The 20,269-nt window shown below is 32.0% G+C and carries 18 protein-coding genes and 1 pseudogene; 17 read left to right on the top strand and 2 right to left on the bottom strand.

The genetic code is table 11. The features are described 5' to 3' along the window. Nucleotides 1-42: 42 nt before the first annotated feature. The 8 genes and pseudogenes from Q3V94_RS05045 (at nucleotide 43) to speD (ending at nucleotide 8,130) form a co-directional block, all read left to right on the top strand. Nucleotides 43-921 (top strand): MurR/RpiR family transcriptional regulator, encoded by an 879-nt coding sequence (locus tag Q3V94_RS05045; protein ID WP_303525679.1) that lies wholly within the window; start codon nucleotides 43-45, stop codon nucleotides 919-921. A 160-nt stretch (nucleotides 922-1,081) separates the two neighbouring features. Beyond that, nucleotides 1,082-2,446, top strand: coding sequence for an NADP-specific glutamate dehydrogenase (gene gdhA, locus Q3V94_RS05040; protein WP_008908590.1), 1,365 nt, complete (start codon nucleotides 1,082-1,084; stop codon nucleotides 2,444-2,446). 212 nt (nucleotides 2,447-2,658) lie between these two features. Next, nucleotides 2,659-3,888 (top strand): annotated as a pseudogene (locus tag Q3V94_RS05035) (NAD(P)/FAD-dependent oxidoreductase); the annotation flags it as partial. Between the two features lie 11 nt (nucleotides 3,889-3,899). Then, nucleotides 3,900-4,262 carry a chorismate mutase gene (gene aroH, locus Q3V94_RS05030; protein WP_303525675.1) on the top strand — a complete coding sequence of 121 codons (363 nt, stop codon included), beginning with the start codon at nucleotides 3,900-3,902 and terminating at the stop codon, nucleotides 4,260-4,262. 37 nt (nucleotides 4,263-4,299) lie between these two features. Further along, the gene (gene cmk, locus Q3V94_RS05025; RefSeq protein WP_008908593.1) at nucleotides 4,300-4,962 is read left to right on the top strand and encodes a (d)CMP kinase; all 663 of its coding nucleotides are present in this window, start codon (nucleotides 4,300-4,302) and stop codon (nucleotides 4,960-4,962) included. 3 nt (nucleotides 4,963-4,965) lie between these two features. Next, nucleotides 4,966-5,577, top strand: a complete 612-nt coding sequence (locus tag Q3V94_RS05020; protein WP_303525669.1) for a 1-acyl-sn-glycerol-3-phosphate acyltransferase — start codon at nucleotides 4,966-4,968, stop codon at nucleotides 5,575-5,577. Next, complete coding sequence (locus Q3V94_RS05015) at nucleotides 5,555-7,519, top strand: bifunctional 4-hydroxy-3-methylbut-2-enyl diphosphate reductase/30S ribosomal protein S1 (RefSeq protein WP_303525666.1); 1,965 nt, start codon at nucleotides 5,555-5,557, stop codon at nucleotides 7,517-7,519. Before Q3V94_RS05020 ends, Q3V94_RS05015 begins: the two co-directional genes overlap by 23 nt. A gap of 230 nt (nucleotides 7,520-7,749) precedes the next feature. Next, the gene (gene speD / locus Q3V94_RS05010) at nucleotides 7,750-8,130 is read left to right on the top strand and encodes an adenosylmethionine decarboxylase (RefSeq protein WP_008908596.1); all 381 of its coding nucleotides are present in this window, start codon (nucleotides 7,750-7,752) and stop codon (nucleotides 8,128-8,130) included. Nucleotides 8,131-8,176: 46 nt separating this feature from the next. Here the strand turns inward: speD and Q3V94_RS05005 are convergent, their stop codons facing one another. Further along, nucleotides 8,177-9,799, bottom strand: a complete 1,623-nt coding sequence (locus tag Q3V94_RS05005; protein ID WP_303525663.1) for a putative manganese-dependent inorganic diphosphatase — start codon at nucleotides 9,797-9,799, stop codon at nucleotides 8,177-8,179. A 145-nt stretch (nucleotides 9,800-9,944) separates the two neighbouring features. Between Q3V94_RS05005 and Q3V94_RS05000 the strand changes: the two genes are divergently transcribed. Continuing rightward, nucleotides 9,945-12,545 (top strand): calcium-translocating P-type ATPase, SERCA-type, encoded by a 2,601-nt coding sequence (locus Q3V94_RS05000; RefSeq protein WP_303525660.1) that lies wholly within the window; start codon nucleotides 9,945-9,947, stop codon nucleotides 12,543-12,545. A gap of 17 nt (nucleotides 12,546-12,562) precedes the next feature. Here Q3V94_RS05000 and Q3V94_RS04995 read toward each other — a convergent pair whose 3' ends face one another. Beyond that, nucleotides 12,563-12,973: a hypothetical protein gene (locus tag Q3V94_RS04995; RefSeq protein WP_008908599.1), complete on the bottom strand. Its 411-nt coding sequence runs from the start codon at nucleotides 12,971-12,973 to the stop codon at nucleotides 12,563-12,565. A 252-nt stretch (nucleotides 12,974-13,225) separates the two neighbouring features. On the opposite strand from Q3V94_RS04995, the gene hypF reads away from it, so the two are divergent. From hypF to hypB, 8 genes are read left to right on the top strand one after another with little or no spacing between them, the layout of a single operon-like run. Then, nucleotides 13,226-15,469 carry a carbamoyltransferase HypF gene (hypF, locus tag Q3V94_RS04990; protein WP_008908600.1) on the top strand — a complete coding sequence of 748 codons (2,244 nt, stop codon included), beginning with the start codon at nucleotides 13,226-13,228 and terminating at the stop codon, nucleotides 15,467-15,469. Further along, complete coding sequence (locus tag Q3V94_RS04985; protein ID WP_008908601.1) at nucleotides 15,460-15,693, top strand: HypC/HybG/HupF family hydrogenase formation chaperone; 234 nt, start codon at nucleotides 15,460-15,462, stop codon at nucleotides 15,691-15,693. Before hypF ends, Q3V94_RS04985 begins: the two co-directional genes overlap by 10 nt. Beyond that, nucleotides 15,668-16,750, top strand: coding sequence for a hydrogenase formation protein HypD (gene hypD / locus Q3V94_RS04980; protein WP_008908602.1), 1,083 nt, complete (start codon nucleotides 15,668-15,670; stop codon nucleotides 16,748-16,750). The genes Q3V94_RS04985 and hypD overlap by 26 nt, the downstream gene beginning before the upstream one ends. Nucleotides 16,751-16,759: 9 nt before the next feature. Then, on the top strand, nucleotides 16,760-17,761 hold the full coding sequence (hypE, locus tag Q3V94_RS04975) for a hydrogenase expression/formation protein HypE (RefSeq protein ID WP_008908603.1): 1,002 nt from the start codon (nucleotides 16,760-16,762) through the stop codon (nucleotides 17,759-17,761). Between the two features lie 14 nt (nucleotides 17,762-17,775). Beyond that, complete coding sequence (locus Q3V94_RS04970) at nucleotides 17,776-18,165, top strand: NADH-quinone oxidoreductase subunit C (RefSeq protein WP_008908604.1); 390 nt, start codon at nucleotides 17,776-17,778, stop codon at nucleotides 18,163-18,165. Nucleotides 18,166-18,169: 4 nt separating this feature from the next. Further along, nucleotides 18,170-19,252: a nickel-dependent hydrogenase large subunit gene (locus tag Q3V94_RS04965; protein WP_008908605.1), complete on the top strand. Its 1,083-nt coding sequence runs from the start codon at nucleotides 18,170-18,172 to the stop codon at nucleotides 19,250-19,252. A 7-nt stretch (nucleotides 19,253-19,259) separates the two neighbouring features. Continuing rightward, a complete protein-coding gene (gene hypA / locus Q3V94_RS04960; RefSeq protein ID WP_008908606.1) occupies nucleotides 19,260-19,601 on the top strand; it encodes a hydrogenase maturation nickel metallochaperone HypA in 342 nt (113 codons plus the stop codon). Next, complete coding sequence (hypB, locus tag Q3V94_RS04955) at nucleotides 19,601-20,260, top strand: hydrogenase nickel incorporation protein HypB (protein WP_008908607.1); 660 nt, start codon at nucleotides 19,601-19,603, stop codon at nucleotides 20,258-20,260. Before hypA ends, hypB begins: the two co-directional genes overlap by 1 nt. Nucleotides 20,261-20,269 lie beyond the last annotated feature (9 nt).

Below are 20,269 nucleotides of genomic sequence, written 5' to 3'. Positions count from 1 at the left end.
TTAATTTAGATGGGGAATATTTAATAGAAAAGGGGTATTTTTATGGATGGAAATAGGCAAGACTTAATGAAAATAATTCAAACGAAATTTCCAAGGCTAAGCAAAGGGCAAAAAATCATTGCAGAATATATTCTAAAACATTATGACAAGGCCGCATTTATGACAGCAGCAAAACTTGGTCAGACTGTAGGGGTAAGTGAGTCTACAGTTGTAAGATTTGCTAATGAGTTAGGATTCAGCGGGTATCCAAGTCTTCAAAAAGAATTGCAAGAACTTATAAAAAACAAATTGACTTCGGTTCAAAGAATTGAGATAACAAATGATCTTATAGATGAGGAAAATCCTTTAAGAAGTGTCCTAAAGGCAGATATGGAGAATATAAGGGTCACTTTAGAAAAAATAAATCAAAATACTTTTGATGAAGTAGTGCATGAAATATTAAAGGCAAAAAGAATCTACATAGTTGGATTCAGAAGTTCACAGGCCCTTGTTGAGTTTATGGGATTTTATTTGAATTTAATATTAGATAATGTAAGGGTTGTATCAAGAGGAGTTAGCGATATTTTTGAGCAGCTTCTTAGAGTTGGTGATGGGGATTTAGTTATAGGCATTTCATTTCCAAGATATTCAACAAGAACTATTGAAGCTTTAAAATTTTCAAAGGATCGAGGTGCAAAAGTGGTAGCTATAACAGATAGCTTGCTTTCGCCTCTAGCCTCCCATGCTGATTACACATTAATTGCACAAAGCAATATGGTATCCTTTGTTGATTCACTTGTGGCGCCTTTGAGTTTGATTAATGCTTTAATTGTAGCAGTAGGAGTTAAGGAAAAAGAAACGATTTCGGAAACATTTAAGACACTTGAAAATATTTGGGAAGAATATAATGTTTATGATAGTAAGATAAAAAATAACGATTAGTGCAAAATTTATAAAAATTCAAAAAATAATAAAAAACGGATGATAAATCTAAAAAACAAATGATTAAAATGAAATTAATTATTTTTTTGACTTGAAATAATGCAAGAAATCATTCATAATAGAGTTGTAAGGATTCGTTATTTTGAAGGAGGTCATTAAAATGGCAAAGAAAAACATCTCTCCCTCTGATTACATTAAACAGGTAATCGAAAACGTAAAAAAGAGAAATCCAAATGAGCCCGAATTCCTCCAGGCAGTAGAAGAAGTATTACCAACTTTACAACCAGTTTTAGAAAAGCACCCAGAATACATAGAGGCTAATTTGCTTGAAAGATTTTGTGAACCAGAAAGAGTTGTAATGTTTAGAGTTCCATGGGTTGACGATGAGGGAAATCTACATGTCAATAGAGGATATAGAGTTCAATTTAATGGAGCAATTGGACCTTACAAGGGAGGACTTAGATTCCATCCATCGGTTAATTTAAGCATCATTAAGTTCCTTGGTTTTGAACAAATTCTTAAAAATTCATTAACAGGGCTTCCAATTGGTGGTGGAAAGGGAGGTTCTGATTTTGACCCAAGGGGTAAATCTGATGCTGAAATAATGAGATTTTGCCAAAGTTTTATGACTGAACTATATAGACATATAGGTCCTGACGTTGATGTTCCAGCAGGAGATATTGGTGTTGGAATAAAGGAAATAGGATATCTATATGGACAATATAGAAGAATTAGAGGGGCCTTTGAAAACGGAGTGTTAACAGGTAAAGGATTATCATACGGTGGTAGTTTGATAAGACCAGAAGCAACTGGCTATGGTGTTACTTATTTTGCACAGGAAATGTTAAAGCATGAAGGAGAAACTATTGAAGGAAAGACTGTTGCAGTATCAGGATTTGGTAATGTTGCATGGGGTGTATGCAAAAAGGTTGCAGAATTAGGCGGTAAGGTTGTAACACTTTCAGGACCAGATGGATATATTTATGATCCAGATGGAGTTGTGGGTGAAAAGATAGATTATCTACTTGAAATGAGAAATTCAGGAAGAGATAGAGTTCAGGATTATGCAGATAAATTTGGTGTTCAATTCTTCCCAGGACAAAAACCATGGGGTGTAAAAGTAGATATAGTTATGCCATGTGCTACTCAGAATGATATTCATTTAGAACATGCAAAACAAATAGTAGCAAATGGAGTTAAGTATGTTGTTGAAGGTGCTAATATGCCATGCACCAATGAAGCTTTAGAATATTTCTTAGCTAATGGGGTTCATGTTGGACCAGCAAAGGCAGCAAACGCAGGTGGAGTTGCAACTTCAGCCCTTGAAATGTCACAAAACAGCATGAGAATGGCTTGGACTGCTGAAGAAGTGGATCAAAAGCTACACCAAATAATGGTAAATATTCATAATATGGCAATGAAAGCTGCAGAAGAATATGGATTTGGATACAACCTCGTTGCTGGTGCAAATATAGCAGGCTTTATTAAGGTTGCAGATGCAATGCACTCACAAGGTAATTATTAATTTGTAATCTTTTTTCCAATATTTAAGGTAGGCATATCTCAGAATGTGCCTACCTTATTTATTTTTGGCTTTGAATATATTTTTCATACTTGTGATAAAAGTTATATTTAATCAAGGTGATTTATTATAATATTTTTTTTGGATAAAATATGTTATAATAAACAATGTTTAATTTTACATAGAGTTTTTAGTGTAAATTATTAAATAAGGAGGCCTATATGAAAAGGGTTATAGTAGTTGGTGGTGGTGCTTCAGGGATGATGGCTGCCATAATAGCAGCAAAATATGGAAAAGACGTTTTGCTCATTGAAAAAAACGATCGGCTTGGGAAAAAGATATTTATTTCAGGGAAAGGAAGATGCAATGTTACAACTAGCAAAAGCATCGATGAAATAATAAAAAATATTCCTGGAAACGGGAAATTCATGTATAAAGCACTACATACCTTTTCAAATTATGATTTAATAAAGATGATTGAGGATAAGGGGGTAAAACTTAAGATTGAACGAGGTGACAGAGTGTTTCCTGACAGCGATAAATCTAGCGACATAATAAAATGCTTTGAAAAATATATGCAAGAATATAAAGTGAGAATTATGTTAAATACAAAAGTAACAGACATTTTAGTAAAAGACAATAAAGCTATTGGGGTTGAAATAAATGGAAAGGAGAAAATCTTTTCTGATGTAGTAATTTTATCAACCGGCGGTGCTTCGTATCCAGGGACAGGCTCAAGCGGAGATGGTTATAGATTTGCTAAAAAATTGGGACACACTGTGATTGATTTAAAACCTTCATTAGTTCCACTCGTTGTTAAGGAGGACTGGGTTAGAGAATTAATGGGACTTACTCTTAAAAATGTAGAAATTAAAGTTAAAAATAACAACAAAGTTATATATCAGGATTTTGGTGAAATGCTCTTTACACATTTCGGAGTTTCAGGACCTATAGTTCTTTCTGCAAGCAGAAATATCGTTGATATTTTACCAAAGGAAGTTGAATTTATAATTGATTTAAAACCTGCATTATCATTTGAAGAATTAAATAAAAGAATTTTAAGGGATTTTGAAAAATATAAAAATAAAGACTTTAAAAATTCTTTAGATGACTTATTACCTCAAAAACTTATTCCTATTGTAGTAAAATTATCTGGTATTGATCCAAATAAAAAGGTTAATTCGATTACAAAGGAAGAAAGATTAAAGCTTGCTAGTCTTTTGAAGGAGTTTAAACTAACGATTGTTGGAACACGCCCCATAGAAGAAGCTATCGTTACAAGGGGTGGTATATCAATAAAAGAAGTAGATCCGCAAACAATGGAATCAAAAATAATAAAAGATTTGTATATAACGGGAGAACTTTTGGATGTTGATGCTTATACTGGTGGATTTAATTTGCAAATAGCCTTTTCAACAGGATATTGTGCTGGATATTACTGTTAGGGGTGATATCGATGTATTCAATTAGAGGTGCTATAACTGTTGAACGTGATACTAAAGAGGAAGTTTTTACTGCTACAACAGAATTATTTGAAAAAATAGTTGAGGAAAATGATTTAAATATTAAAGATGTATTTACTATCATTTTCACAGCAACAAAGGATATAAAAAGTGCATATCCTGCTGAAGCATTAAGAAATATAGGGTTAAAGCATATTTCATATATGTGCATGCAGGAGATGGACGTAGAAAATAGTCTAAATAAATGCATTAGAATTTTAGTATTAGTAAATGGAGATAAAAGACAAAGTGAAGTTAAAAATGTGTATTTAAGAGAAGCAATTAATTTAAGACCAGAACTAAATGAAGGAATTTAGCTTTTTTTATAGAATTATTAATAAAGGGGAGTTGTGAATGAAAAAATTCTCTATAGCAATTGATGGGCCTGCAGGTGCAGGCAAAAGCACTATAGCAAAAATTATTGCCCAAAGGTTAAAAATAGAATATATTGACACAGGAGCAATGTATAGGGCAATAACTTTAAAGATTATCAGAAATGGGACTGATATTAATAACATAGATGAAATTATTGAGTTATTGGAGAAAACTGATATAAATTTTATTAATGGTAGAGTTTATCTGGACGGCGAAGATGTATCGGAAGAAATAAGATTGCCTGAAATAGGTAAGCTTGTTTCACAAGTAGCTGCAATAAAAGAAGTAAGAGAAAAATTAGTTGCAATTCAGAGGGATATTGCTAAAAATAAAAGCGTTATTATGGATGGGAGGGATATTGGAACAAACGTTTTAAAGGATGCAGAGATAAAAATATTTTTAGTTGCATCTGTTGAGGAGAGGGCTAAAAGAAGATATAAAGAGCTTCTAGAAAAGGGAATAGAGGTATCCTATGATGATATAGTTAAAGAAATTGAAAAAAGAGATTATATAGATTCAACCAGAGAAGTTAACCCATTAAGAAAAGCTGATGACGCAATAGTAGTTAATAATACAAATAAGACATTAGAAGAAGTTGTTGAGGAAATTCTAAATATAGTTTGTAAAAAAGTTGAGGTGTAAAGTATGAGCTTATACAGGATTTTAAGGTTTATTGCTAAGGGGGTATTTAAATTAATTTATAGGATCGAAGTTAAAGGAATTGAGAATATCCCAAAGGATGAAGGGGCGTTAATTTGTCCGAACCATTATACATGGGCTGATCCTGTTATGGTAGCTATTACAACACCAAGACCTATAAGATTTATGGCAAAGTTTGAGGCTTTTCAGAACCCTTTTTTGAGATTTTTATTAAAAAATTTAGGAGCTTTTCCTGTAAGGAGGGGGGAGCCTGATTTAAATGCTATAAAAACAGCATTGAAGTTATTAAAGGATGAACATTTATTAGGGCTTTTTCCACAGGGAACTAGAGTAAAGGGAGAAGACTTAGGGAAGGCCCACTCTGGTGTAGCTTTACTTTCAATTAAATCAAATAAAAAAGTTATTCCTGTATATATAGGAGGAAACTATGTTCCGTTTACAAAAATGAGGGTTTTTTTTGGAGAGCCAATTGATTTTTCAGCATATACTAAGGACAAGCTAACTGGTGAGGATTATTTAAGATTAAGCCAAATAGTTATAGAAAAGATTAAAGAATTAAAAGAGGGGGGAATAAATGATGGAAATTCTTCTTGCTAAAAATGCCGGATTTTGTTTTGGAGTTAAAAATGCTATGGAAAAAGCATTAAAGGCTTCTGAGGAAGAAAAAAATGTAAAAACATTAGGGCCTATTATTCATAATCCGGATGCAGTAAGACTTTTAGAAGAAAAGGGTGTTTGCTCACTAAATAGCGTAGAGGATGTTGGAGAAGATGACACGATAATAATAAGATCTCATGGAATAGGAAAGGGTGAATACGAAATCTTAAAAAGCAGGGCTATGAAGGTGATAGATGCCACTTGCCCATATGTAAAAAATATACACAACATTGTAGAGAAAAACTTCAAAAACGGATATAAGATAGTTATCATAGGTGATTCTGAACATCCTGAAGTAAAAGGGATTAATGGTTGGTGTGATAACGAAGCAATTATTATTAAGGATATTGATGGAGTTGTGGAGGATAATTTTAAAAATCAAAGAGTTTGCGTAGTTTCACAGACCACGTTTAACGCAAAAAAATGGCATGAAATAGCTTGTAAAATTATTGCTTTAACCAAAGAGGCTTTAATAATTAATACAATTTGTAGTGCCACTGAAATAAGGCAAAAAGAAACTGAGGATATATCAAAAAAAGTTGACCTAATGATAGTTATTGGTGGGAAAAATAGCTCAAATACAAGAAAACTTTACGAAATTTCAAAGGAAAATTGTAGTAACGTTATGCTTATTGAAAATGCTGATGAACTTAACATAGAAAAAATAAAACAATTTAATAAAATAGGAATAACTGCTGGCGCATCTACTCCACAATTTGTTATAGAGGAAGTAATGAATAATTTGGTTAGTATATCAAATGAAGATAAGATTACTAATGATGTTTTTGAGAAAAATAAATTAGAAACTAAAATTGAAGATTCTAATGATATGGATTTAGATTATTTTAGTGATTTTATAAAAATTGAAGTAGGAGATGTTGTAAGGGGTAAGGTTCTCCATGTTACAGATGAAGAGGTGTATTTTGATATAGGCTATAAATCCGATGGAATTTTACCAAAGGAAGAAGCATCTAACTTGCAGATTAATCTTAAGGAAAAATTCAAAATAGGAGAAGAATACGAGGTTGAGATTATAAAGCTAAATGATGGAGAAGGAAATGTTCTATTAAGCAGAAGGAGTCTAGAAAAGGAAGAATTCATAGAAAACCTAAAGAATTATAAACATGATGGGACATTAGTTGATATAGAAGTTATTAGAGTGATTAAGGGAGGATTTGAATGTAAAATAGGAGAATTAAGATGCTTTATGCCCCTTTCACACTCAGGCATTGATTTAGTAAAGGATAATCCTGAGGATTTAGTTGGGAAAAAACTTAAGGCAAATGTTTTAGAAGTAAAAGAAGATGGTAAAATTGAAATAATAGTATCAAGAAGGGAAGTTGCAAGACATGAAAGGCAACAAAGGTCTAGGAATATAATATTAAATCTTCAGGAAGGTATGACACAAAGAGGTAAAGTTAAGACTATAATAGATTCTGGTGTATTTGTAGATACTGGAGATTATGATGCCTTTATCCCAGTTTCAGAATTATCCTGGAAGAGAATTCAAAAACCAAGCGATGTAATTAAAATAGGAGATATAGTAGAATTTATAATAATAAAATTGGATAAAGCATTAGGAAAGGTTACTGGAAGCATAAAACGAACTATGGAAACACCTTGGGAAAAGTTTATTAAAAAATACTCTGTAGAAGATATAGTAGAAGGTAAAATAGTGGCATTTGCAGAATTTGGAGCCTTCGTAGAATTAGAAGAAGGTGTTCAAGGCTTAGTTCATATATCGAATATGTCTCATATAAGAATAAATAAGCCTCAGGATATTGCTAAGATTGGCCAAAAAGTAAAAGTAAAAATAATAGATATTGATTATGAAAACAAAAGAATATCACTATCTATAAAGGATGCAAAAAATAGCAGGTGAGAATCCTGCTATTTTTTTGCTATTATATTGCATTTTTTGAAAATAGTCATATAATATAAGTAGTAGAAATAGTAACTTTGCTTAAAAATAAGAGATTTATTGAGAAAAATTGATATGTTTTAATTGTAATTTTAAATAATTATGGATTTTGTTTAAAATGCTTGACTTTTTGTGTTATTTTGATAAAATTTAATTATTGTAAAAAATGAAAAAGGAGGTTGAGAGTTAGAATGAACGCTTTGGGTCGTCACATAATTGCAGAGATTTATGGTTGTGATGCAGAAATTTTAAACGACAGAGAAAAGATTGAAAAGATAATGGTTGATGCTGCACTTATGGCTGGTGCTGAAGTTAGGGAAGTAGCTTTTCATAAATTTAGTCCACTTGGCGTTAGTGGCGTTGTAGTTATTTCTGAATCTCACCTTACAATTCATACTTGGCCAGAGTTAGGATACGCTGCAGTAGATGTCTTTACATGCGGCGATCATATAAATCCTTGGGATGCTTGTAATTATATGACTGAAAAATTTGGAGCAACCCATATTACTGCTACTGAAGTTAAAAGAGGTTTGTTTGATCAACCTGTTCAAGTAAAAGTTTCATCGTTATAAATTCAAAAATGCGCCCTAAATCACAAGGACGCATTTTTTATTTGTGTTATTCAATTATTTGTGAAAGTGGAGGAATTATTTGCTTTTTCCTTGAAATTACTCCAGGCAAAAATACAAAATTATTATGCACATCCACGTTAAAGGCCTTTGCTATAAGATCTTTTTCCTTTCCTGTAAATATTATCTCTGAACCTTCTCTAATAATATCAGTTAACATTATTATTAATAAATCATATCCTTTTTCGTTACACAATTTGTTCATGAAATTTAATAAATCATTTTTGGTTTCACCAAGGCTTTCAACGTTCATAGTATTAACTTGACTTATACCAATTTTATATTTTCCAAGTTTAAATTCTTTAAAATCTTGGAAGAAAATTTCTTCTGGCGTTCTGTTTTGAAGAGATGTTCCAGCTCTAAACATTTCAAGGGCAAAGCCTTCGATATCTATACCAGCTATTTCTGCCAGCCTTTCAGCTGTTATTTTATCTATGTATGTGCAGGTAGGTGATTTAAATTTAACTGTATCTGATATAATAGCTGCACAAAGTAAACCAGCAATATTCTTTGGGGGTCTAATCCCATTTTCAAAATACATCCCTGCAATTATAGTCGATGTGCTTCCGACAGGTTCATTCCTAAAGAAAATAGGTTTACCCGTCTGAATGTCAGCAACTCTATGGTGATCTATAATTTCAAGGATTTCAGCATCATCAATTCCATGGACAGTTTGGGATCTTTCGTTATGGTCTACTAAAATAACCTGCTTTTTCTTTTGTGATATTAAATGATATCTTGATATAAAACCATAGATTTTATTATTTTCATCTAGAACAGGATAACTTCTATATCTTGTTTGCAGCATCTTATCTCTTATTTCATCTACAAAATCATCGATATGGAAGCTTATTATATTTTCAGTAGTCATTACATATTTTACAGGTATGCTTTGATTTATTAATCTGGCAGTAGTATAGGTATCATTAGGTGTATTTATAATAATACAGTTGTTTTGTTTTGCAAGTTCTAAAATTTCATCCTCAGCACTAAACCCTCCAGTTATAATTAAACAATTAGCTCCAAGTTCTATAGCCTTTTTTTGGGAATCCTTTCTGTTGCCTATTATTACGATATCTCCCTTTTCAATAAACGGCTTCATGCTTTCAGGGGACAAAGCTGCAACTACTATTTTACCGTTGGAATTAAATTTCGCTTCGTCTCCCAAAATAATTTTAGCGTTTAAGGTTTCCAATATATTTCTCAATGGCGTTTTAATTATATTGTTTTCAAGTGTATCCATGTATTTACTTGTAATATTGGATAATGTCACAAGCCCCAAAAATTTTTCGTTTTCATCGATAACTGCCAGCGTCTTGACATTGTTTTTTTTCATAAGCATCCAAGCGGTTTTTATAGAAGAATCTGGGGATATTGGGATTACTTTATCCAAGTTTAAATCTGAAACTTGAGTTTTTACAGTTGGAAGGATGTCTGGCTTTGGAATATTAAAGTAATTTAATACAAAGTCTGTTTCTTGATTGATATCCCCAAGTCTTTTAGCGATTGCGTTAAAACCTAAACGTTTTTTTAGCTCAGCATAGGCTATTGCAGCTGAAATTGAGTCAGTATCAGGATTTTTGTGGCCAAATATGTAAATAATATCTGTCATTAAAACACCTCCTATATACTTAAATATTATAACCAATAAATACTATTTTTTAAATAATGACTTCTTTTTGTGATATAACTATATATTTAAAAATATATTTTAATTAGATTTATCTTCTTTAATTTTAACTAAGGGGGATGGTATTTTGGCATTTTATGGAGTCGACATAAAAAAAGAAAATGAATTTTTAGGTTTAACAAAATACGAAGTAAAAAAGAGGCAACAAAAATATGGGTATAATGAAATAGCTAAAAAGAAAAAGAAATCATCATTAATTATCTTTTTGTCACAGTTCAATGATTTTATTGTATGGGTTCTATTAGCTGCAACTATAATTTCTATATTTTTGGGGGAAATCGCCGATGCAATAACTATATTTATAATAATATTGATGGACGGAATTTTAGGCTTCCTTCAGGAATATAGGACCGAGAAGGCTTTAGAAGCTTTAAAGGAGTTTGCTGCCCCAACGGCAAAGGTTATTCGCGAAGGAAAGAAAATGGTAATAAAGGCTAAAGAATTAGTTATAGGAGACATAGTAGAATTAGAAAGCGGTGATAGGGTTCCTGCAGACATATTGATATTAAAATGCGATGCCCTACAGAGCGATGAGTCAATTTTGACTGGCGAATCAATGCCGATTGATAAAAAAGCTTATAATGGAGATAAAATAAAACAAGAAAATATGGTCTATATGGGCTGTTTAGTAACTAAAGGGAAGGCCTTAGGTAAAGTTATAGCAACTGGGATGAATACAGAAATGGGTAAAATAGCAGATATGCTAGAAAATATAAATGATAACAAGACCCCTCTTCAGGAAAAACTTGATAAATTAGGAGAATATCTTGTATATCTAATATTGGCAATATGCGCATTGGTTACTATTACAGGGATATTAAGGGGCGAAAACATATATAAAATGTTTTTAGTTGGTGTAAGTTTAGCAGTTGCTGCTATTCCAGAAGGTCTTCCTGCAGTAGTAACTGTTTCATTAGCATTGGGAGTTCAAAGGATGATGAGAAAAAATGCTCTTGTGAGAAGACTTCCGGCAGTGGAGACATTAGGCTGCACCCAGGTAATCTGCTCCGATAAAACTGGAACATTAACTCAAAATAGGATGACGGTGAGGAAATTATATATTTTGAATAAGGAATATAAAATAGCTGGTGAAGGTTATGACATAAAGGGAGAATTATTATATGAAGGAATAAGGGTAAACTTAAACAATAAGGAAGCCTTTAAAAAATTGCTTGAATGTTGTGTTTTATGTAATAACTCTTCGATTGAAGGGAATAATTATTTAGGAGATCCTACTGAAATTGCATTACTTGTATTAGCGGCAAAATTTGGATACAAAAAGGAAGAACTAAAGGAATTCAAAATATTAAAGGAGAACCCCTTTGATTCTGATAGAAAGATGATGTCGGTTCTTGTGCAAAAGGGCAATAGAAAATTTCTTTTCGTAAAAGGAGCACCTGAGAAGGTTATGGAAAATTGTAAAGCTCTTTTGGAAGATATGAAGACAAGAGTTATAACAGAAAACGATAGAAAGGCAATTTTATCTGCTAATGATAAATTGGCAAAGGAAGCATTGAGAGTATTGGCTTTTGCTTATAAAGAAATTGAAAACACGGAGGACGAAAAGGAACTAATATTTTTAGGTTTAGCAGGAATGATTGATCCCCCAAGAAAGGAAGTTTATGATGCTGTAGTAGAGGCAAAAATGGCGGGAATAGTTCCAGTGATGATAACAGGTGATCATAAATTAACAGCTGAGGCTATAGCAAAGGAATTAGGCATATTAAACGAAAAGGAACTTGTATTAACAGGAGAAGAACTAAATAAAATCTCAGAAAAAGAACTTGATGATATAATAATGAAAGTAAAAGTTTTCGCTAGAGTGACTCCAACACATAAATTCAGAATTGTAAAGGCATATAAGAGAAAAGGACTAGTAGTTGCAATGACTGGCGATGGAGTTAATGATGCTCCAGCGGTAAAGGAAGCCGATATAGGTATTGCTATGGGTAAAAGTGGAACAGATGTAACTAAAGAATCGGCATCTTTAATATTGCTTGATGATAATTTTGCAACTATTGTTGCTGCAGTTAAAGAGGGTAGAATTATTTATGATAACATAAGAAAATTTTTAAGATATCTTCTTTCATGCAATATTGGCGAAGTATTGACTATGTTTTTAAGTTCATTGTTGAGTTTACCTATTCCGCTATTACCGATACAGATATTATTTGTAAATTTAGCTACGGATGGCCTACCTGCAATGGCTCTTAGCATGGAAAAGGGAGAAAAGGATATCATGCAAAGGATGCCAAGGAAAAGGGATGAAAGCATATTTTCGGAGGGATTGTTACACAAAATTATCTTAAGAGGAATACTTATAGGTTTGTGCACAGTGGCATCCTATGCAATAAGTTTAAATTATTTTGGCAACATTGTAATATCTAGAACAATAGCCCTTGGCACATTAATAATGTCGCAGTTATTCCATGTTTTTGAGTGTCGTTCAGAGAGACAATCTATATTTAATATAGGTATTTTGACTAATAAATATTTAATATATGCAGTTTTATCTTCGCTATTTATGTTGATTTTTATAATTTACAATCCCTTCATGCAGAAGGTTTTTTATACGCAACCTTTGAATACTATTCAATGGCTTATAGTGCTATTATTTTCAGGTATAATTTCTTTGATTTCTAGCCTTTATTGGTATAAAAGAAATTAAAGGAAGTAAAGACAGCTTTACTTCCTTATTATTTGTTTTTGTTGAAGCTTTTTAAGGTCAAGTCCGATAGGAATTAATTCTTTTTTAGTTGTCATATTTATGACATTCATTATTTCTATAACATCAGAATCTTTCTTTTTGTTCTTTTTAGGTTTTAAACCTTGAATTAAAACTAAATGCCCCTGATTTACTTGAATAAATTCTGGCTTTTTAAAGAACCTTCTTTTTTTGTATTGGCACTTAACTACAAGTTTGCTTCTTTCAGGTTTTACAACAATATCAACCTTTAGCAAGTGAATAAATCCCAATATTACTTTTTCAGCAACTTTTACACTTAGAACATGTCCGTGAACCTGGGTTAGGCGATCTTTATATTTTTCCCAGTAAGCATCTTGAAGTTTTTGATTTAATTTTTCTTTAAATCCCATATTTCATTCTCCTTTATACTAAATTTATTGTAAAAAATTGCTTAAAAAAATCTTAACATTATTATATTATAACAATAATTTAGAGTGTAGTCGAGGGGGAATAGATTGTTAATAATTTAATCTGTTAAATCTATTTAAAAAATAAATAAATTGTGTTATACTTATATAAAGCCCAAAATTTAACTAATTTTTCTATCTGTTATATATAAAAATAGATACTGTTATATCAAATAAAATACAGGTGATAAAATTATGATACGAGCTGTAATAAGAGTTAACGGTATTGTTCAGGGTGTTGGTTTTAGACCTTTTATAAATAAGTTAATTCAAAATTTTAATTTAAAAGGTTGGGTTAAAAATACTTCTTTGGGGGTTGAATTAGAGGTTGAAGGTGAAGAAATTTATATTAGAAGTTTTTTAGAGGAAATAATAAATAACCCTCCAAAGTTAGCCTATATAGAAGATTTACAATATGAATTTTTTCAAGATTTAAAATATTATAAAGGGTTTGAAATTATAAAAAGCCAAGATAAAGAAGACAAGTTTACCTTTATATCTCCTGATGTTAGCATTTGTGATGAATGCCTTAGTGAATTATTCGATAAGGAGAATAGAAGATATTTATATCCTTTTATTAATTGCACCAATTGTGGACCACGTTTTACAATAATAAAGGATGTTCCCTATGACAGAGATAAAACCACAATGAAAGAGTTCAAGATGTGTCATAAATGTCTAAGTGAATATTTAGATATTGAGGATAGAAGATACCATGCTCAGCCTAATTGCTGCAGCGATTGTGGACCTAAGGTGTATTTTATAGACAAAAATATGGAAAAATTCGATAAAGGAATAGAAAAGGCAATAGAATATTTAAAGGATGGTAAAATAATTGCAATTAAAGGCATAGGAGGATTTCATGTAGCCTGTGATGCAAAAAATAAAGAATCATTAGTAAAATTAAGACAACGTAAAGGTAGGGATGAAAAGCCCTTTGCCCTTATGATGAAGGATATAAATACTGTAGAAAATTATTGCTATTTAGGTAAAGAAGAAAAAAATATCTTGGAGAGTTATAAGAGGCCTATTGTATTGCTTAAAAAAAGAAATAATCTTTTGGATCATGTGTCAGAAAATAAATGGTTAGGAGTTATGCTACCATATTCTCCTTTACATTATATACTTATGCAGGAATTAGACGTGCTTGTAATGACAAGTGGAAATATTCATGATGTTCCAATAGTTTATAAAAATGAAGATGCTATAAATGAACTTTGGGATATCGTAGATGGGTTTTTGATTCATGAAAGAGATATACATGTAAGGTGTGATGATTCAATCGTAAAGGTATTTGAGGGCAAGGAATATTTTATTAGAAGATCAAGGGGCTATGTTCCTTTCCCGATAAGATATAATTCAAGAAATAAGATTTTAGCCTGTGGAGCAGAACAGAAGGGATCCTTTGCTTTGAGCAAAAATGGTTTTGTCTTTTTGAGTCAGCATATTGGAGAATTAAGAAATATTGAAACCTACAAGCATTATATAGATCAAATTGAACATTATAAAAAATTATTTGATATAGATATTGATAGAATTGCCTGTGATATGCATCCTGATTACTTGTCAACACAATATGCGAAGGAGATAAGCAAAAAGCAAAATATTCCCCTTTATATGGTGCAGCATCACCATGCCCACATGGCATCATGTATGGCGGATAATAAGTTGGAGGGGGAAGTAATAGGTATCATTTGGGATGGAACAGGTTATGGGTTAGATGGGAAAATATGGGGTGGAGAGTTTTTGGTTGGTGATTATAAAGAATTTAAAAGGGTAGCTACTATAAGAGACATAGCTTTACCTGGAGGAGATATGGCTATAAAGGATATTTATAGGATAAAGTATTCTATATTAATGGATGCATTAGGAGAAATTCCAAATGAATTTGCTACAACAGATGACCTGCAAGTAATAAATATGATGTTGAATAAAAATTTCAACACAGTTAAAGCCAGCAGCATAGGCAGGTTGTTTGACGGCGTTGCAAGCATTCTTGGTATTAAAGATAGGGTATCCTATGAAGGTCAAGCAGCGGTTTTATTAGAGTCAAAGGCTTTGGAAAATGATTTGTTTTATAAATATGAAATTTACAATGATGAAATATTAAAAATAGATTGGAGGCCTATTATAAGAGATATAGTAAATGATGTTACTTTAGGTAAGAATGTAGATATTATTACAGCTGCATTTATGAATACTTTAGTAAATTCAGCTGTTGAAATAGTTTTAAGGCTAAAGGATATTTATAAGATAGACAGAGTTGTTATTTCTGGTGGAGTTTTTCAAAATATTTATCTACTAAGTAAATTAGTTCAGATTCTTAGAAACAATAATTTTAAAGTATATTATCATAATAGGGTTTCCACTAATGATGAAGGAATAGCATTAGGACAATTAGCTGTTGCAGAAAAAGGGGGAGGAATATTATGTGTTTAGCAGTTCCTTTAAAGGTAATAGAAATTGATGGCAACGATGCTGTAGCAGAGCTAGATGGTATTAAGATGAAGATCAGAGTAGATTTTGTCAAAGATATAAAAATTGGTGATTATGTATATGTTCATGCTGGTTTTGCAATAAACAAACTTGATGAAAAGCTTGCAAAGGAAAATTTAGAATTATTTAGGGAGGTTGCCAATGCAGCTAAAAATAAATCCAAGTGAGGTAAAGGACATTGTAGAGTTTATAAAAAACTATGATAAAAGGAAAATAAAAATAATGGAAGTATGTGGAACACATACCATGTCTATTGCTAAAAGTGGCATAAAAACGATACTTCCAGAAAATATAAAATTAATTTCTGGGCCAGGGTGTCCGGTTTGTGTCACAGCAATTAATAGAATTGATGAAATTTTAACTCTATCCCAAAATCCTAAAGTTTTGATAGCTACTTTTGGTGATATGCTTAAAGTTCCAGGAAGTCGTCAGGGATTTAATTTGGCTACATTAAAGTCTATGGGGGCTAAAGTAGAAGTTGTTTATTCTGCAATGGATGCAATTTCAATAGCAGAAAATAATCCTGATTTTGAGGTTGTTTTTTTGGGAATCGGCTTTGAAACAACGGCTCCAGGAACGGCTGTTGCAATAAAAGAAGCAAAGGAAAGGAATATTAAAAATTTTTCGGTTTTTTCTATGCATAAATTTGTAGAACCAGCATTGAGGGCCTTATTAGATTCAAAGGAGATCGAAATCGACGCATTTATTTGTCCAGGACATGTATCAACTATTCTTGGAATAAAGGGATTTAGATTTTTAGCTGATGACTACAAAAAGCCCTCTGTAATATCAGGTTTCGAACCGGAAGATATTTTAACAGCAATATATAAAATAATTATGCAGTTTGAAAAAAATATTGCTATCATTGAAAATGAATATATGCGAATTGTAACCTTAGAGGGAAATGAATTTGCTCAAAGAATAATGGAGGATGTTTTTGAACCTGTTGATGATATTTGGAGAGGTATAGGAATCATTCCTAAGAGTGGTATGGGAATTAAGGATACTTATTGTGATTTTGATACGGTTAAAAGGTTTGATATAAAATTAGATTTTAAAGATAAATTAACAATTTGTAAATGTGGTGATATAATAAAAGGGAAGATAGAACCTAAGGAGTGTTCATTGTTTGCTAAATTATGTTCACCTGAAAATCCAATAGGTCCATGTATGGTTTCAAGTGAGGGGGCCTGTGCGGCATATTATAAGTATTTAAGATTCTGAGGTGAAATTATGGAAGAAATAATTACTTTAGACTATGGAAGCGGTGGAAAGAAAACTTCAAGTTTAATAGAAGAAATTCTTTTACCTAAATTTGATAACAGCAAGTTAAATGAATTAATGGATGGAGCAGTTCTAAAAAGTAAAGGAAGAATTGCATTCTCAACTGATAGCTTTGTTGTTTCACCTTATTTTTTTCCTGGAGGAGATATAGGCAAATTAGCAGTTTGTGGGACTGTTAATGACCTTTTAATGTGTGGTGCAATCCCTAGGTATCTAAGTTTGAGCTTCATTATAGAGGAAGGATTCAAAATTGAGCACCTAAAAAAAATAGTAAATTCGATTAGCGAAACCGCAAAAGAATGTGGTATTGAGATAGTAACAGGAGATACAAAGGTTGTGGAAAAGGGAAAGGGAGATGGCATATATATAAATACTTCAGGTATAGGTTTTATGGAAATAGAAGGGTATGCTAAGGCAAGGATTAATGATGGAGATGTAGTTATAGTTACGGGAAATGTTGGGGATCATGGAGTTGCAGTTATGTCAGCAAGAAATGGCTTCTTTTTGGATACGGATCTTAAATCGGATTGTATGCCCCTAACTAATTTAGCAAAAACTATTTTTAAGTATGGTAGAGAAGTTAAAATAATGAGGGATCCTACACGAGGGGGATTAGCTACTACATTAAATGAGTTTGTTGAGGGGACTGAATTTTCTATTGAACTTATAGAAAAAGATGTTCCAATTGCACAAAATGTATTTACTGCTTGTGAAATACTTGGAATTGATCCATTATACAGTGCAAATGAAGGAAAGATAGTTTTGATAGCGTCAAAAGATATAGCAGAAGATTTAGTAAAGGATATTAAAAATCTACCTGAGGGTAAAAATGCAGCTATTATAGGAAAAGTAACCTCAAACCATAAAGGTTTAGTTGTGTTAAAAACTCCAATCGGAGGTTCAAGAATATTAAATAAGTTAACTGGGGCACAGCTTCCCAGGATATGTTAAATGGAGGTGATTTAATGCAAAATTTTAAGTCAATTGAAATTAAGAAGGAAGAAATAGTTCCTATTGCAGAAAAGATGAGTGGTGAAGGAAGAAGACTTGTTATGATCCACGGATATGTGGATAAGGAGGGGCAAAAAATAGTGAGTTACCATTATGAAGTTGGTGATACTATTGAAGCCTATACGGTTAAAGGAGAAGATGTTTTACCTACAATATCGCATATTTATGATGTTTCAGCCTCATGGCCAGAAGAAGAACTTCATGAACTTATTGGAGTTAACTTTGAAGGTTTAAATATGAAGGGCAGGCTTTTCCTTCCAGATACGATGTTTGAAGGAAAGGGTCAGATACTTGTTACTCCATTAAATGAACTAGTGAAAAAAACTCAAGGAATAAAGGAGTGATTAGATGAGTTACGTAATTCCAATTGGACCATATCATCCTTCTTTAGAAGAACCCATACATGCTAAACTTTATACTGAAGGTGAAATAATAAAGGATGCTGAAGTTTTTATAGGCTATAATCATAGAGGTATAGAAAAATTAGCTCAAGAAAAGAATTTTATCCAAACATTAGTTTTAGTAGAAAGGGTTTGTGGTATTTGTTCTCACTCTCATCCCTTTGCATATGCTCAAGCTATAGAAAAGATTGCCAATATGGAGGTTCCTAAAAGGGGACAATATATAAGAGTTATAATGGCTGAACTTGAAAGACTTCACTCCCATTATCTTTGGCTGGGTATAGCTGCCCATTTAGTTGGATATGATAGTTTATTCATGCATATTTGGAATGTAAGGGAAAAGATAATGGATATTTTAGAGGCTATATCTGGCAATAGAGTTAACTATGGTATGATAATTATAGGAGGTTCAAGAAGGGATATTAGTGATGATTTAAGAAGAAATATATTGCAGATTTTAGATGAATTTAAAGCGGAACACGAAAAAATAAAGGAAATTGTTCTTAACGATAAAACTTTAGCCATGAGAACAAAGGGAGTAGGTGTTTTACCAAAGGATATAGCTATAAAAATGGGAACAATTGGTCCCCATGCAAGGGCTTCTGGAGTTAAGGTAGACGTTAGAAAGGATGCTCCATATTCATCTTATGAAGATTTTGAATTCGATGTTCCTGTAGTTGAAGATGGAGACGTTTTTGCAAGGATATTAATAAGGGCATTAGAAGTTGATGAAAGTATAAAGATTATAAAGCAAGCATTAGAAAACCTACCTGAAGGACCAATTAATTTAGGAATGAAGATCCCTAAAGTTCCTGCTGGGGAGTTTACACAAAGGGTTGAAGCTCCAAGAGGTCAAGTAATATATTATGTTGTTACAGATGGAGGACAAACAAATTATAGAGTAAGTATACATGTTCCGACCTTTAAAACAGCACCTACAGTTCCTTATATGCTAAGGAATAATACCGTTGCAGATGCAGGACTTATTATTGCAAGTATAGACCCTTGTTTCTCATGCTTAGATAGGTAGTGATATTATGCACGAGTTAGCTATAACTGAAGGAATAATCAAAATTGCAAAGGAAGTAGCAGAAAAAAATAATGCCAAAAGGGTATTAAATATAAAGGTAAAATGCGGGGACTTCTCGGGGGTTATTCCTTCTTTAATTCAGGAGTATTTTGATATTGTTTCTAAAGGAACTATAGTTGAAGGTGCTAAACTTCTTATAGATAGAGTTCCTATTAAAATTATATGCTCAGAATGCAATAATGAAAGTGAGATAAAAAGAAGCGATATACGATGTCCAAAATGCGGTGGGTATAGATATAGGATTATTAGTGGTAAAGAATTTTACGTAGAAGCATTGGAGGTGGAATAGTGGAAATTAAAGTAGTAAAACAGATAATGGAATGGAATGAGGATTGCAGCAATGAAGTAAAAAAGGAATTAGACGAAAAAAAGGTTTTTATGATAAATATAATGGGATCTCCTGGTGCAGGAAAAACAAGTGTAATTGTTGAATTAATAAAAGAGCTTTCTAAAGATTATAAGCTCGCTGTTATTGAAGGAGATATAACTGGACAAATTGATGCTGAGAGAATTAGTCAGATGGGGATTCCAGTGGTTCAGCTTAATACAGATGGAGCTTGCCATATTGAGGCTATGTCCATAAAAAATATATTAAATTATTTTAATTTAAATGATATCGATGTATTATTAATTGAGAATATAGGTAATTTGGTATGTCCTGCTGAATTTAATTTGGGAGAGGACCTAAAAGTAGCAATTTTAAGTATTCCAGAGGGAGATGACAAAGTTCAAAAGTATCCATTGATGTTTTCAGTTGCAAATATTCTTTTGTTAAACAAATACGACATGAAGGAATTTTTCGAATTTGACTATGAAAAGGTATCCATGTATGCAAAAGGTTTAAATCCTAATCTTGAAATATATAGATTTTCTTCAAAAAAAGAATTTGATAACAAAGACCTATTTGCATCATTAAGAAGAAAAATAAAAGATAAATTAAATAAATAAGGGGGGATA

It is taken from the genome of Caloramator sp. CAR-1 (assembly GCF_030546345.1).
In the GTDB taxonomy this organism is placed as follows: domain Bacteria; phylum Bacillota; class Clostridia; order Clostridiales; family Caloramatoraceae; genus Caloramator; species Caloramator australicus.
The sequence above is the reverse complement of the archived record's forward strand: the minus strand, read 5'-3'. Positions and strand labels throughout refer to the sequence as shown.

Coding starts and splice junctions, on each gene's coding strand:
- Q3V94_RS05045 (WP_303525679.1), top strand. CDS start 43: ATGGATGGAAATAGGCAAGACTTAATGAAAATAATTCAAACGAAATTT.
- gdhA (WP_008908590.1), top strand. CDS start 1,082: ATGGCAAAGAAAAACATCTCTCCCTCTGATTACATTAAACAGGTAATC.
- aroH (WP_303525675.1), top strand. CDS start 3,900: ATGTATTCAATTAGAGGTGCTATAACTGTTGAACGTGATACTAAAGAG.
- cmk (WP_008908593.1), top strand. CDS start 4,300: ATGAAAAAATTCTCTATAGCAATTGATGGGCCTGCAGGTGCAGGCAAA.
- Q3V94_RS05020 (WP_303525669.1), top strand. CDS start 4,966: ATGAGCTTATACAGGATTTTAAGGTTTATTGCTAAGGGGGTATTTAAA.
- Q3V94_RS05015 (WP_303525666.1), top strand. CDS start 5,555: ATGATGGAAATTCTTCTTGCTAAAAATGCCGGATTTTGTTTTGGAGTT.
- speD (WP_008908596.1), top strand. CDS start 7,750: ATGAACGCTTTGGGTCGTCACATAATTGCAGAGATTTATGGTTGTGAT.
- Q3V94_RS05005 (WP_303525663.1), bottom strand. CDS start 9,799: ATGACAGATATTATTTACATATTTGGCCACAAAAATCCTGATACTGAC.
- Q3V94_RS04995 (WP_008908599.1), bottom strand. CDS start 12,973: ATGGGATTTAAAGAAAAATTAAATCAAAAACTTCAAGATGCTTACTGG.
- hypF (WP_008908600.1), top strand. CDS start 13,226: ATGATACGAGCTGTAATAAGAGTTAACGGTATTGTTCAGGGTGTTGGT.
- Q3V94_RS04985 (WP_008908601.1), top strand. CDS start 15,460: ATGTGTTTAGCAGTTCCTTTAAAGGTAATAGAAATTGATGGCAACGAT.
- hypD (WP_008908602.1), top strand. CDS start 15,668: ATGCAGCTAAAAATAAATCCAAGTGAGGTAAAGGACATTGTAGAGTTT.
- hypE (WP_008908603.1), top strand. CDS start 16,760: ATGGAAGAAATAATTACTTTAGACTATGGAAGCGGTGGAAAGAAAACT.
- Q3V94_RS04970 (WP_008908604.1), top strand. CDS start 17,776: ATGCAAAATTTTAAGTCAATTGAAATTAAGAAGGAAGAAATAGTTCCT.
- Q3V94_RS04965 (WP_008908605.1), top strand. CDS start 18,170: ATGAGTTACGTAATTCCAATTGGACCATATCATCCTTCTTTAGAAGAA.
- hypA (WP_008908606.1), top strand. CDS start 19,260: ATGCACGAGTTAGCTATAACTGAAGGAATAATCAAAATTGCAAAGGAA.